Below are 16,234 nucleotides of genomic sequence, written 5' to 3'. Positions count from 1 at the left end.
GAAGCTATTATTCTACGCTAATAAGATGAATCTTTAATTTTGAACCATCTTCTGCAGATACTGCAATAATTTTAGAATTATCTTTTGTTGCTTTAAAAGATTGCGTTGGGAACATAAACATATCATCAAAATCATGTGTTGCTAATAAGTTTCCATCGTAATCCGTAAGAGCAATTGTTGAGTATGAATCACTCAAATTTAAGTTATAATCATTCCATCCAGCACCTTCTGTACCTTTAAATGTGTTATAACCAACAAGAATTTTATCGTCTCCATAAGCAACTACTTTAGATCCCCAACCTACTAAGCCATCAGAAGAGCTGTAACCTGTTAGCCATTGTTGCTGCGTACTCTTTAAGTCAGATTTTTTAATAATTTGTAACTGTAAATCTTTACTATTTCTTTCATCTACAGTAGAAAAAACTACAGCTAAGTTACCGTCTGGTAATTCACAAATATCTCCAGTAGATGCTTTTGTTTCGTTATTTCCATCCTTTCCAAACTGAATTTCATGATAATGACTTTCTAATTCTTTTCCAGTTGAAGACGACCACTTTGTGATTGCTAAAGCTCTATCGTAAGTATCTCCATGAGAAAGTGTATAGAAATTATTATCTGTGTGTGCTATTGTTCTTTGGTCAAAATTATGAGAATAGTACCAAGAATTTCCTACCAATTTTCCATTATTACTAATAGTATCTTGAGTAGCAATATCAATAAAACCTTTCCACCCTGCTTGGTGTCTATCATCTGGGCCTTTATCCCATAACATCTGATGGGCTAAAAAGATTGAGGCTACATTTTGTGTGGCATTATAAGCAATAATACCATTTCCTGCACCACCAGCATCACCTTTAGACCAAGTAACTGTTTTATCGGTATCACCAAAAACACGCTTACTAAAATCTACACTTCCATTATTATCAAAAGCAGTATACCATGCTTCATAATTTTCATCTCCAGAAGCATTATCTTTAGAATACCCCATCAAGTACTTATTAGAACCAATAGACGCAATGCCTAGATGTCTACCACTTTGAACTTCGGAAGGTAAAGGTATTGTTGCCACAATTTGGCCAGAGGTAATATTCACACGTGTTAGGTTTTTCACATCCGATGAAGATCGCCAAAATACATCAATTTCTTCTGGGTTATCGGTTAATAGAAAGTCTACAATTGCTTTCACTCCATACGGAGAAGTTGGCTTTGAATATAGATCACTGCCAAGTAAGTTCTCAAGTGTTTTGGGTTGTTCTGATAAGGTTACTTCAACCGATGAATATCGATCTTCTAAGTCTATGTCAGTAGTAGGGTCTCCAACATTTGTAGATGGGTCATCATCATCTTTTGAGCAAGAAAAAATTGTCAGCAAACACAATAGAGCAAAGAGATTTAAAATTTTCATATCAAGAAATAGTTATTAGAGTTTTTAAGTTTAACAAAATCATATATTATAAATTCAACAACTGAATTTAAGAAGTTTTGCACTTAAAATAACCTTCATATAACAATTTACACGATACCTTTATATAACAAGTAAAATAAATCTAATCCGTACTAACTAACTCATTAATTTCGCTTTAAGCATACAAGTAATCTACTTGCTTCACTAATTTAAATTCTTGTAAATCTTTTCGGGTTTCCGTAAATATTTTATCTAATTGATAGGATAATGTTGACTTTATTTGAGTATCAACACTATCTGTATCTACTTTATAAACTTTTTTAGACAATGTTTCAATTTTCACTGTATGCATTGTCAGTTTATCCATCACACATTTTGCTCTGTAGCTTTTAAACTCATATGGCCCTACTGAAAATAAGTTTTTCAGCTTTTGAATTTCATTATTAAATTTAGCTAATTCATCGTTTGCATTATTGTACAATATAGATACCTGTTTTATTAGTACACCAAATGCCCTTACTACATTCAAATCTATTTTAGAATTATACTTTTTACAAAGTTTTAGATAGCTCTGCAATTTCAAATTCAATAAGATCATCTTGGCTTTATTCATCCTTTGGTTTTTCTTAAAAATCTCATTAGAACAAGCTATTTCCTCGTTTAATACATCTAATGAATGATTAAAAGAAACAACTTGTCTTTCCTTTCTTTCTTGTTCTTCTCGTTCTCTTTTTCTTTTGCCCGAAAAATCAAATATATAATCCGTTAAGTTATACACCATTCTAACAGGAGCAGTAACTGATTGAAATGTTGCTTTTCCAATTTTTTGTGTAAAGTGTCTATTAGAAGTATCATTATAAACCCTTAAACCAATTGATAATATGGACGTTACTCCAAGAATATTAAAAACATCTACTACATCTAACCCATCAACAATCTCTAATGAATCGGTAATATCAAGACCTCCTTCAACTGCATCAGAAGCATCAGAGATGTTGATAAATTCTATTGAAGAATTAATATCTGCGATATCTAAACCAAGAGGAATATCAATATTTTCTATTGTATCTGTAATATCTTGTGTAGCTAAAAGAGATTCGACAGAAGAATAATTTTCTTCTGCTATTTCTGCTAACTTATCAGCATCTAAAACATTTGTACCATTCTGTACATTATCTATATGTTCTTGCCAAACCCAATTATCAGGGGCACTAATTTTATCTGGAAATAATGACTGAGGAACAATATGTCCATAATCATGATCTGACAGCCAAACTAGTTGATTATCTACATTAAGATCGTAGAAGTTATTAGGTAAATTATCATACACAGAGGAGTTGTCATTATTATACCTAGAAAATGTCTGATTTATATAATTTAAAGTTTTATCATGAAGTGCCATAGGTATTCTTTTAAATTAAAACATAACAATGATAATCAACCTGTTAAGTCATTATCGTAGTAATAGATATTCAGTTAAAAGACAATCTTTTTTTTTACTTGGGCATTTTTGGTTATAGTTATTAACATTCTGTATTTAAAAAAGGCCACCCCATAAAATACAAGGTGGCCTAACACAGAATTTTACTTAAACATAAGTCCCATAATCCTGTAGATTATGGAAGCACTCTACTCTATTTAATGGCTTATAAAGCTTGTAACATCTGTTTATATTCTTGATTATGGTAATCCATATCCACAGACGTGGTTAGCTTATTAATATAATTTTTATATGCATCCCAAGTATAAGTTCCTTTTTCAACAGATGAAATTGGAAGTTCAGCAGGCTTTTCATTAAAACGAACATGAATAAATACTTCACCTTCTTTCTCTAATACAAACCACTGAATATTATTGGCCATAGTTGCCCATTTAGATGTTTTCCAAGAACCTTTTTTTAATTGATTCTGATGTACCTGAACATTATTAATATCAAGTAATACAACTAGAGGTAAGGTAGTTTCTGCATGTGCAAAATTTAGATACCCTTGTTTGTTTTGTTTTCCATTAATTTCTGTTTCTAATTCAAGCGTAATTTTTGATAACAAAGCAATTGCATTGATATAGCTTGCCGATCTATCTTTAAACCCTGGACCTTTTTCATAAAAGGCTTCTATGTCTCCAATGTATTCTAATTGAGACAGTTCACTCTCAGAAAATATGTTTTGAAAATGTGGTCTTATATCCGTAGAAATGGCAAAAGATATTTTATAACATGCGTAAATGCATAATGGAATATCAGACAACTTTGTAATTGCTTCTTCACCTTCTCCATCTAAAAACACCTTATGTTCTCCTTTAAATGCTTTTAAATATTCTGCTGAGAAATATTTACGAACAATTCTGTCTACTAATTGCAAGTAAGAAGCACTTTGTAATTCACGTTCAACTTGTGGTAACCAAAGTGCTGAATCTAAATATGCTGAATATGAAGGTGTAATTTTATGATAACGTAATAATGGATCCTGTCCTTTTTTAAAATCATGATTTTCCCATTGAATATTCTCATTTCTATTCAAGCCAATTTCAAAGAAAGAACGGGAAGCTTGTGTACGTGGTTTATAGGTTGCATTGCCTACCATCAACGTAGCTTCATCAAAGAATTTAGGAGACAAGACATACATTCTTTTTCCTAATTCTAGATGCTCTTTTTCTCCTTTTGGCGTTAGTAAACCATAATTACCTGCTTGAAGTAATTTTAATGCCTTAATCTCTTCAAATAACTTTATTCCTTCTTCAGTTAATCCGTTATTTATTTTTGCATCTTCAAAAAGGTTACCCAATGCAATATCTTCATCTGGGCCGCCCATGTAACGAGAACCATGGCGTGCTAACATACTTACAAATTGCACATCATACCCTTTAGGCAAAGCGACTACTTCTTTAGGAGCTCTATAAGATTGCTTTGTACCTAGATATAAATCCTCTGTATTATTTTCTACAGTTTCTTGTTGTTCAGCATGTGGAACAGTAGAACAAGAAATGAATAAAAACAGAAGAGCGAAAGTTGTGCTGAATAGTTTCATATAAATTATAATTTTTAGGTTTAATTATTTCATTAGGTCGAATTTTAAACCAAGGTTGTATCTTGGTCCGTAATATTCTGCTTGCATTGTTAAATCAGAAGCTCCTTGATAATATCTTAATGGTGTATTTAATAAATTATTCGCCTCTGCAAATACACTAAATTTATCGTTTATAAAGTAAGATGCATTTGCATCTAAGAACATCTGATTATCGTAATAACGGTCGTAGAAAGCCTCGTCTCCTAACTCATCAATATATGAGCTTGTGTAGTGGAACGATACTCTAACTGATAGCTTGTCTGTTCCATAAGATAATGAAGTATTGAACGTATGCGGAACAGTTCCTGGTAATGGTGTTGCTTCCGATCTTCCTTCGCCATTTTCACTATCAAAGCCACTCATTTCAGAAACACTATACGTGTAATTGCCATAAAAGCTTAGGTTCTTTAATACACCTGGTAAGAAATCTAACTGACGTTGAAAAGCGATTTCTACACCATATAAATAAGCATTATCTCCATTTCTAGCTTGTTTGTAAAGATCATATACATTGCCATTAACTTCTACATCTCTTTCGTAAAAATCATAGATAAAATTACTCATACTTTTGTAATACACACCACCTGACACTAAACCAAGATTTTTCATATAATGCTCAAACATTAAATCAAAATTCTGAGCTACTGTTGCCTTTAATTCTGGGTTACCAACTGCAATTTCATTGTCTTCTCTATTTATTTCTTGATAAGGTACAAGGTCATAATATCTAGGTCGAGCCAATGTGTTTGTGTAAGCAAAACGTAAGATTGAATTTTCTGATAAGTTGTAACGTGCGTGTAAACTTGGTAGAATGTTTGTGTAATTATTTTCGCCTTTAGTAATTCCTGAAGTAGTTGGATCATAATCTCCATTTTCATCAAGTACTACTTTATTACCTGTGTAGTTAACTCTAGTATTCTCTACTCTAACCCCTGCAATAAATAACCATTTAGTTCCAATCGATTGTTTTATCATGGCATATCCTGCAGTAATATTTTCATTAGCGTTATAATTACCAGCCAAATATTCATCGGGCTTGTCTTCTCCTACAAACTGAGATGTATTTGTAAAATCATAAGCACCTAACTGATTTTTTGATTGGAAATTTCCTACTTTATAGTCACCTGCCATCCAATTATTAGGCGTTTCGTTCGAAAGGTCTGTTTCTGCTAGAGTTTGAGGTCCCACGAAACCATCAGCATAATCATATTCTATAAATGAGTTATTACGCATTTTTTCCTTTCCTCTGTAACGGCCACCTACTTTTAAAATACTCTTATTTTTTGATTCATTTAATGGGATTTCTAAATCAAGACGAGCATTTTTATCCATCTCTTCTGTGTATTGAAATTCCTCTGTATACTCTTTAAATTCAAAATTAGCATAATCGTACTCCGCCCCGTAAGCATTAATGTTAGGAGTTCTTGTATTAGTAGGATCATTCATGATCGTTACTCCTTTTTGCTCCCAAACACTATAACGCTCATTTGGTCTTTCTTCTGAAGCCTTTGCTAATGTTCCTGACCATGTTAATTTTACCAGATTTTTAATCAGATGATCTCCCCCAAGTGTGAAGTTATAGGCTTGCTGACGTTCCAATCTTCTTGAATCATTCGGCTTTCCATTTGTTCCCCCCTTAGATTCTCTTTTTAATTTTGATGTATATGTACCACTTTCAGTATCGTACTCAATATCATCATATTTTAATTTAAACCTATTCTCTTTATCATCTCTGTGATTATACATTGATGTAAAGAATATCTTTGAGTTATCGCCTAGTTTATAATCTAAATTTGCTGAAACAGACTGACGAATACGTTGCACATCGTACTTTCTAATTTCAAAAGCTTCTGGGTATAATTCGTTTTCTTTATCTTCATTTTTACTCCATTCAGCTTCGTAGTTATGTGCCCCTAATTGGTTGTTTTGATATGATCCAGATACAACTATTCCTAACTTATCATTAAATAATCGATCTCCAATTACAATACCTCCATTATAAACAGGTAATTCAGATAACGCGTTATAACCAACACCTAACGTACCCGATATACGAGTATCTACAGGAGCTGAACGTAATACTAAATTTGCAGAACCACCAATTGCATCGGCATCCATATCTGGAGTAACTGCCTTAGATACCTCAATAGATTGAATCATATCTGCAGGTATTAGATCTAGTTGTACCGCTCTTGTTTCTCCTTCAGCAGAAGGCACACGCTCTCCATTAATAGTTACAGAAGAAAGTTCAGCAGGTGTACCTCTAATTAAACCAAAACGTGCCTCCCCCATATCATACTGCATTGTAATACCAGGCACACGTTTCATGGCATCACCAATATTTGCATCAGGAAATTTACCTACTTGATCAGATGAAATGACATTAATAATGTTTCCGCTATTTTTTTGTTGAGATAAAGACTTTGCCTGTCCTCTTTGCGAGCTACCCAAGATCACCACCTCATCTCCTAAAATAAAATTACCTTTTAAAATGATGTTACCAAGGTCTAAATTTTGTCCTTCAATTAATTCCACATTTTTCTCAAAAGTTTCAAAACCTAAGTAAGAAATGTGTAATTGGTAATCTCCAGCAGGTATATTTACCATTAAAAACTTACCATCCGTTGCAGAAATTGTCCCTCTATTTTCTAAACCTTTAAAATATACCGACGCACCTGCTAATGATAAATTATCTTCATCAATAATGTAACCAGATACCGATGTTGTTGACTGTCCCATAACTACTTGTGTTATAAAAAACAGTAAAAAGAAAGTAATTAATTGTTTGCTCATTTGAGTTGTTTTTTTTGAAATACGATTAATAGATTGATAATACTAATGAACATCACAAAGGTATTTTGAGCATATGAACTTTACATCTACGCTAGATTACAATACCTATTCATTTTATCCTTTCAAATGTTAATAAATGATGAAAATTATGAACAATTAAGGTTGAAAATGAAGTAAATGTAAATAGTGAGTTATGTAGTGTGGGTTAGCTACTCTATAAGAGTATTTTATGGCTAGTAATTGATTATAACATCAAGGTGTATCAATTTAAATAATCTATAGCTAGTATTTTTTGCTTTTGAAATGTAAATATTTGTAAATAATACGAATTTATACAAAATTGTAAGCTTTGAATTATTTTTTTATTAAAACTAGCTTATGAAATTCTCTTCTACTTCCAAGTTGGTACAGCGTAATACTAATATCACTGTAGCTGACTTAATTTTGGCTTATTTTAGACTTGAAGGAGTCACAAAGATTTTTGGAATTCCAGGTGCAGCCGTAGCAAACTTAATTACTACATTAAAAAACAACAACAAAGAATTTGATTATATTATTACCAAACAAGAAACAGGTGCAGGGTACATTGCTGAAGGATATTATAGAACTTCAGGTAATTTAGGAGTAGTATTAGTAACTGCTGGACCGGGAGCTACCAATGCTCTTACAGCAAGTATGAACGCTCAGGCCAATAACTCTGCAATGTTAACTATAACAGGAGAAATTGATCAAAAATATTTTGGTAAAGCTTATTTACAAGAAGGTATTGATGCTAAACTTAATATTTCTGCTATTTATAATAATGCAGATCAGTACAGTGGTTTAGTAACAGACAGTTCTAACTTCTCTACTATTTTTCAACAAGCTTTAAGAACTTGTTGGAGTATCCCAAGAAGAGCAGCACATATTAGCTTACCTAATGATATTGTCGCAATGCAGATAGATGATGTTGATCTTCCTAGAACTGTTTCTAATTATAGAGCAGTGCCCGACGGTTGTAATTATAAGAGTGTTTTAGCTACTTTTAATGAAATAAAAAGCGCTAAAAGGCCCTTGTTATTTTTAGGAAACGGTTCTAGAGCTGCGTTACAAGATCCCGTAAGACTACAAAGAGTACAAGCTTTTGCTAAAAAGTATGCATTACCTATCATGACAACGCCTGATGCGAAAGGTATTTACCCTGAAAATGATGAACTCTCTTTAAGAAATTTTGGTGCGGCACAATGCGAGTGGCCTCAATATTACTTAAAAGGTGAACATTTAGATGGTGATTTTGATTGCTTAGTTATTTTAGGTTCTAGTTTAGGCAAATTAGCAACTAACTCTTGGGAAGAAGATTTAAACCCGTCTTTACATAATGTAATTCAAGTTGATCTTGATCAAAGTATTATAGGAAGAGGGATTCCTATATCTAGAGGGATTATAGCAGAAGTTGGGGCTTTTATTGACTTACTTATTGATATATCTGATAAAGATGAAAAACCTCAAAATGAGGCTGTTAAAAATCGTCTAACTTTCATACAAGATATTAAGGAAAAGCATTCTCCATATTTACATCCAGAAAAAATGCATCTGGATAAAAACCCTATTTACCCTCAAGCTTTAATGCAAGTGGTTAATGAGGTAATTCCAAAAGATGCAAATATCTTTAGTGATTGCGCTAACTGTGTTGGATGGTCTCTTCATTATTTAAATGTAAGCCCTCCTATGCAAATACATTATTCTTTAAGTATGGGTCCACTTGGTTTTGGCGTTGCAGGAGTTATTGGTGGTAAACTTGGAGCTCCTGATAAAACATGTTTAGCCATTGTAGGTGATGGAGCTTTTATGATGCATGGTACCGAAATTACTACTGCCATTCAATATAATATAGCACCAATTTGGATAGTTTTAAATGATAACGATTTAGGAATGGTAAGCCAGGGTCAAGCACACTTCTTCCCTCCTAAAAATCCTTCTGAAACATCTTGGGATGATTATTATAAAATTGGGAACCCTAATTGTAAACTTTTTGCTGAGTCTTTAGGAGCAGAAGCTTATGATGTATCTGATATTACTGAAGCAAAAGCTGCTTTAAAAACAGCAATTCAAAGAGCCGATGAAAGTAACAAGCCACAAGTAATTGTTGCTCATATTAATACAGAAGAAATCCCTCCTTATTACAGCGAACTTAAAGCATATTAATCATGGCTAATACACAAACAACACTTACTTACCCTCATACTAGTATTCAGAAACAACTAGATTTAATTAGAGCAGCAAGTAAGAGATCAGAAAAAAAACATATCACAATTTTAGGTGCAGGTGCAGCTGGTTTAGTCAGTGCCTACGAATTACTAAAATTAGGACATACGGTGGATATTATTGAAGCAAGTGAAAGAACTGGTGGTAGGATCTTTACTTACAGATTTAAAGATGACCCTGAAAATAATTATGGAGAACTTGGTGCAATGCGTGTTCCTGAAAGTCATGATTATACCCTCCACTACCTTGCTGAAATGCAATGTTCTCTCAGACGTTTTGTAACTATCTTCGAAAATCAAGATGCTTATGTATATTGCAGGAATAAGAAAGTCAAAATTAAAAATATTAGAGAAGAATTACTTCCTTTATATAATTTAACCAATTACCAAAAGTTAGAAAATAATCAGCCTCCAGCTAAAATTTTTGGTGCTGCATTAAATCATCTTATCTCTTTATTAACTGATGAAGAAATAAAAAACCTATTCGAAGGTAAAATCACCACACCTCGCCTAAAAGAATATAATAACACCTCTCTTGGTGAATTTATTGATGAAATCTGCGTTGGTGAAGATGCAAATGAACTTGTTGGCAATTTTATTGGACTCGATGGTTGGAGAGATAAATCAATCACAATGTTTATTCGTGATACTATTGTTGACACTGATGATGGCTTAAAAGAAGTGATTGGTGGAATGAGTAAACTTACTGATGCATTAGAAGCAGAGGTGAAAACAAATATCAAGTTCAATACCGTTGTTAAAGCAATTGTAAATACTAAAAAGTATGTAGAAATAACTTGTAAAGATAAAAAAGGAAAAGAATTCTCTCAGAAATGTGATTTTGTTTTATGTACAATTCCTTTCAGTGTTCTTAGAAACATCCAAATTGATGGTATTTCTTTTGGTAAACAAAGAGCCATTAGAGAAATGAAATATGCTGCTGCAACTAAAACTGTTTTACATTGTAAAGAACGTTTCTGGGAAACAAAAAATGGTATTTTTGGCGGTGCTAGTTTATCTGATGAAATTACTAGATGGACATATTACCCTTCTGATCATGTAGACTCTTCAAAGAATATTCATGAGAGTTTAAGAGTACGTGGTTTTGGAGGAATGTCAATGCACCCAAAGAAAATTAAAGGTACAAACAAAAATAAATCTGGCGTCCTTTTAGCTTCATATGCATTAGGTGAAGATGCTAATAGACTTGGTGCTTTAACTGATAAAATGAGAAAAGAAGTGGTAATTGATAAAGTAGCATTATTACATCCTGAACTAAAAACTAAAGGAATGGTACTTGGTTATCAATCTCAAGTATGGGGCAATTATGAATGGTCTGCCGGTGCATTTGCTTTTTTATGGCCTGGCCAACTAGAAAATTTATGGCAAGATACTATAAAGGCAGAAGGTAGGTTATTTTTTGCAGGTGAACATTGTTCTACTGATCAAGCATGGATTCAAGGTGCTTTAATTTCTTCATTAAGAGAAACTGAGGCAATTCTTAGATTTTAATAAAAAGCTCCTCCTTTTAAACAAAGGAGGAGCTCATAGATTTATATTTTCATACCAATTACACAAACGTCATCCGTTTGTGCTTGCTTTCCTTTCCACTCTTCAAAACGATAATTTAATAAATCATGCTGGTCACTTAATGGTTTCTGACTTATATCAAACAGAAGTTTCTTAAATGATTTAGCTAAGAATTTCTGATTTTTAGGACCTCCAAATTGATCAGGAAAACCATCAGAAAACACATATACAATATCTCCCTTCTCTACATTTACTTCGTGATTTGTAAATGGTACAGTCTTTTTATGTCTTCCTACTGGTTGACGGTTTCCTTTTACGGTAATCATTACCTTTTCATCGTCTTCTAAATACACAGTATCTTCAAAAGATATAATTTTTCTATTCTTCACAACATGCAGATTATTGTAAGCCCCTGCATATTGTAATATCATATTATCCCGATCTAGTGCACAAAGAGAAATATCCATTCCATCTTTTACATCTTGACTTGAAGTTGAAAAGGAATCTATTACAATTTCTCTAACCTTGTCTAAAATATCAGCTGGTTTTCTAAGTTTATATTCTTTAATTGCTCTGTTCAAGGCATTATGACAAACAATACTTACCATCGCACCAGGAACACCATGTCCTGTACAGTCTGCTGCTGCAAAAAGAACGAGATTATCAATTTCTTCTATCCAATAAAAATCTCCAGCTATAATATCTTTTGGTTTGTAAAGAATAAAATTGTCTGTTAAAGCTTTATCTACATATTCTTTTATTGGTAGAATTGCACTCTGAATTCTTTTTGCATATTTAATACTATCCGTAATATCTAAATTTCTTTTCTGAATGATATCCTTCTGATGTCTAATTTCAATCGTTCTCTCATTCACCTTATCTTCCAGTGTTTGATAGAGATAGGCATTTTCTAAAGAAATACTTACTTGTGCAGATAGAATTTTAATTACTTCGAGGTGCTTTTCAGTAAAGGCTCCATTTATTAAATTATTTTCTAAATAGATAATACTTTTAACTTCATTGTTTACTAGAATTGGATAACAAAGTACTGATCTAGTATTATGCAATTTGATATAACCACTCTTATTGAAGGTGTTTTCATGTATAGCATCTTCAAGAATTAATTCTTTTTTATTATTGATTACTTCATTAATAATAGAAATTGGTAATTCATTCTTAATACTATAGATTGGAATATTTACTAACTCAATTTCATTAGAATCTGCATTTAAGCTTTTTGCTTTTAAATACAATTCATTTTCAACTTTAGTAATAAATAATCCGGTATTTGCTCCAGCATTTTCTATAGCAACTTTAAGAATTGACTCTAAAAGCTTTTCAACTGATAATTCTTTTGCAATTACATTTGTTGCTTTAAGAATAGTATTAAGATCTAAATTTACCGTTGTATTCTGAGGTTGGCTTTCTACAGCAGATAAATCACCATCAATTATATTATGGCGTTCTACAAAGTGTTCTAAAGCATTTACTGCTCCCCATGCATTATATGCCTTTATTCCTGTTCTATAATAATGTTGTAATAATGTAGCCTGTGATTTTTCTTTATACAATGAGAGTAAAATATCTGCACAAAGAGCTGATAAGTTAGGTTGATTAAACTCTTTACTTCTATCAAGTAAAGCATCTATTTCCATTAAATCAGCTGACTTATTCGTTCTAATTTTAAATAAAAGAGAAGACAAAGCATGTTTAACACTAAAATCTTTTTCATTAATTTTTGCTAGCTGACCTAATCTTGCAATATAAGATTTACATCCTTTAATCTCTTTAGTAGTACTTGCTTTACTTAATAATACTGATAGTGTATAATAGAAAACAAATTCATTCTGATAGAACACCCCCATTAAGGCATCTTCAGATTTTTTTACCATTTTTAATGTATCATAAGCAGCCTCATAATCTCCTAAGTAAAAGTATTCTATTCCTTTAAATAGATACGAATTACATAAATCTCCTAGGCTATTAATTTCTTCATAATAACTATGAATTTCTTCCCAATCAAATTCTGGGTTTGAGGGATCAGAAAGTGAATTAGCAACTTGTGCTATCCCTTTTAATAAAGGTGATCTTACTTCAGATAAAGAATTACATACATCAATACTCTTTGCCAATTCAGTAGATACCTTAACTAAATTTTCTGACGATACTAACAATTGTGCAGATTTATGTAAATGTAACAAACCTGTAAATAATGTATCACCAGACTCTAAACCTGATAATATTGCTAGATTAGATTTTTCTATAGATGATTTATACCCCCTAAAAATTGGATAAAAGGAAGATACTAAATTTTGTTCTATAGAGCATTCTAAAGGTTTATAATTATACTTTGCTTGTAATTCTTCTGTAAATTCTCCAAACTTTTTAGCGTCATCAAATTGCCCAATTCCTGAGTTAAGTAATGAGTAACAAGAAAAACCAAATGCTGATATTGGTGAATTTCCATACTTCACACTAATCTGAATAACTTTATAAACAAGTATTGGAAATAGTAATGGGCGTGATATATAAGCTGGTAAAAAACATTGCCCTAAAAGTTGCAACTGCTGTTGTGCCCTTTCATTATCTAGATCGGGCATTTTATTTAACTTTTTCAACGAATGAGAACGCAGTAAAAACTTTGTTTTCATAAGTCCAAAAATGATATCCTTCTGCTTCGGATTTTTATTTAGCTTTATACGTTTCTTTCTTAGTCCTTTAGTAATTAAATCAATTGCTTCACTATATTCTCCCAATACAATGTTTAACTGAATTTTACTAAATTCTGCTTCATAAATATGCTTTTCTGATTCGGCATATTGAATACACTCATTTATTGTTTTTAGACAATCGTCATAAGCTGCAGTAGCATAATAAGTTTGTGCTAACTTTAATCTAACTTCAATCCAAAAGATATAATCTTTTCTTGTTGGAGTTTCGTTTAAATATTTCTTTGCAAAAAGAAGAAAGTTTTTAGCAGAATCGAATGCAGCATTATCTATCGCTGTTATTGCTGCTTCTAGATTATATTTTGCATATTTAGTAGCATCAGACCTTCCTCTAATTATTTCTGAGCATATATTAGCATGATTTACCGCTTTTAACTTTAACTTAGAATCTTCTAACTCAGGATCTGATAAGATTAATTGTGCAATTTTTAGATGCCACTCATTTTGTCTCTCTTCTGGTAAATGATTATAATAAGTTTGGTTAATTTTATCGTGTATAAACTGAAACTCAACCTTATTATTTACATCCTTATCATAATATTTATAGTTATCTGAAAGAGGCACTAAAAGGTTATGTTTAACCGTCTCTCTTAATGTTTTAATAACATCTTCAGTTTTCTTCCCAATTAAAGAAGAAAGGATAACTACATCAAATCTATTTCCTAATAACGAAGCAATTGCTAATTGATCATTTACCTCATCAGAAAGAATATCTTTCTTTTTAAGGCTCACATTTGCAACATTTTCAGTTGCCATGCTCTGCTCTATTTGTTCATTATCTATTTCCCACTTCCTTTTTGCTTCAGCAAAATAGATGTTCTTATCATCTTGAATAATCTGATTAAAGAACTCTCGTACATAAAAAGGATTACCGTCAGTATTTCTAATAATAGTTTTACTAAGTTTCTTTATAGATCCTTTATCAGTTCCTATAAAAATATCTTCCATCATTTGTAGTACATCATTTTCTTCTAGTGGTCCTAGTTCTACTTGTACTAACTTTTTGATATCCTTTATTTCATGAATAAGATTTTTAAAAGAGTCGTTATCTTCAATTCTACTCGCAAAAATAAAGAATAACTGTTCATCTTGTAAATCATTAATGATTGCATTTAATAATACAATAGACGATGAGTCTGCCCATTGAATATCATCAATGAAAATAATTAACGGATGCTGACTTAAAACTGCTCTTAAAAACTGAGCTACCGTATAAATAAACCTATTGATAGATTCTAATGAACCTAAAGGTGATAGCTCTGCAGTATCATCTACTACAAGCTTTAACTCAGAAGATAGTTCGGTTAATATTTTACCATTATTTCCAATATTTTTAGCAATAAGTTCTTTCAATTCATTAATATCTTCATCAGATTTTAATAAAAATTGACTTGCTAAGTTATTTAAGATCTGGCTAATTGCTAAATATGGAATATTTCTTTGAAACTGATCAAATTTACCTGATATCGTAATTAATTTTTCATCAGAGATTTGATATATCGCCTCTCTAATAAAAGATGTTTTACCAATTCCTGATACTCCAGATAATGCTAAAATAGATAAGCCATTATCTTTCATATTTTGATAACTTGCTATGAATTTATCTTTCTCTATATTTCTACCATATAGTTTATCAAGAATTTCAAGTTTTATTTTGGTATCATCGTCTCCTGCTGTTTTAGGGAGATTCTTTGTCTTCCCTTCAAAAAAGTCTCTAACTTTCTCTAAATCAGAAACAATTGCTTTAAAATTATTATATCTAAGGTCAGGTGATTTTTGAAGTAATTTCTTAATTATTTCCGAAAGAAATTGTGGAAGTTCATCACTTAAATGATGAACTAATTTTGGTTGGTAAGCAATATGTGCATGAATTAATTCTAGTTTATCTTTACCCTTAAAAGGTAATGTGCCAGTAAATAATTCATATAAACAAATGCCTACATTGTATTGATCAGTTTTATAATTCGATTTACTATTTATCCTACCTGTTTGCTCCGGAGCAATGTAATTCCAATTATTTTCATCAATCATTAATAAAGATTGAGATTCTGTGCTTACCCCTACTTCAGAACTTAATTCATAACCAATTAATTCGATGGTATTGTCTTCTGTTACACAAACTGTATTAGGCGATATATTATAATGTATTCTATTCTGTGCATGAATTTCTGCTACCTTATTTATCAATTTGATAGATAAATTACACTTTTCTATTAAACTAATACTATCATAATCTAATTCAGCCCATCGAGAAAGAACACCAAATCTATAAACAATATTAGAAAAGTCTGATTTAGGTTGATCAAGCAAACTAAGGTTTTCTAATACATTTGATTCATATTTTATATAAGCAGCGTATTGGCTCGACTTTAATAATTTATGTATTTGTTTATCTGAAGAAATACAAATTCTATAATTCGAATTTTCTTGTATATTTTTTACACTAGTTGAAGATAAGTCTGAAGTCAT

The 16,234-nt window shown here is 31.6% G+C and carries 7 protein-coding genes; 2 read left to right on the top strand and 5 right to left on the bottom strand.

Features of this window, described 5'->3' with window-relative positions:
• Nucleotides 1-7: 7 nt before the first annotated feature.
• From KM029_RS25335 to KM029_RS25320, 4 genes are all read right to left on the bottom strand, one after another.
• Nucleotides 8-1,405 (bottom strand): hypothetical protein, encoded by a 1,398-nt coding sequence (locus tag KM029_RS25335; RefSeq protein ID WP_144077200.1) that lies wholly within the window; start codon nt 1,403-1,405, stop codon nt 8-10.
• 175 nt (nt 1,406-1,580) lie between these two features.
• On the bottom strand, nt 1,581-2,807 hold the full coding sequence (locus KM029_RS25330; RefSeq protein WP_144077199.1) for a hypothetical protein: 1,227 nt from the start codon (nt 2,805-2,807) through the stop codon (nt 1,581-1,583).
• Between the two features lie 244 nt (nt 2,808-3,051).
• Nucleotides 3,052-4,431, bottom strand: a complete 1,380-nt coding sequence (locus KM029_RS25325; RefSeq protein ID WP_144077198.1) for a histidine-type phosphatase — start codon at nt 4,429-4,431, stop codon at nt 3,052-3,054.
• Between the two features lie 24 nt (nt 4,432-4,455).
• Entirely contained in the window at nt 4,456-7,263 is a 2,808-nt protein-coding gene (locus tag KM029_RS25320; protein WP_144077197.1) for a TonB-dependent receptor, read from the bottom strand.
• Nucleotides 7,264-7,641: 378 nt separating this feature from the next.
• Between KM029_RS25320 and KM029_RS25315 the strand changes: the two genes are divergently transcribed.
• Both KM029_RS25315 and KM029_RS25310 read left to right on the top strand, forming a co-directional pair.
• Complete coding sequence (locus KM029_RS25315; protein ID WP_144077196.1) at nt 7,642-9,447, top strand: thiamine pyrophosphate-binding protein; 1,806 nt, start codon at nt 7,642-7,644, stop codon at nt 9,445-9,447.
• Between the two features lie 2 nt (nt 9,448-9,449).
• Nucleotides 9,450-11,018 carry a flavin monoamine oxidase family protein gene (locus tag KM029_RS25310; RefSeq protein WP_144077195.1) on the top strand — a complete coding sequence of 523 codons (1,569 nt, stop codon included), beginning with the start codon at nt 9,450-9,452 and terminating at the stop codon, nt 11,016-11,018.
• Nucleotides 11,019-11,059: 41 nt separating this feature from the next.
• Here the strand turns inward: KM029_RS25310 and KM029_RS25305 are convergent, their stop codons facing one another.
• Nucleotides 11,060-16,234, bottom strand: coding sequence for an AAA family ATPase (locus KM029_RS25305; RefSeq protein WP_144077194.1), 5,175 nt, complete (start codon nt 16,232-16,234; stop codon nt 11,060-11,062).

The organism is Flammeovirga kamogawensis, assembly GCF_018736065.1.
GTDB classification, from domain to species: Bacteria; Bacteroidota; Bacteroidia; order Cytophagales; family Flammeovirgaceae; genus Flammeovirga; species Flammeovirga kamogawensis.
This window is presented reverse-complemented; position numbering and strand designations above follow the sequence as displayed.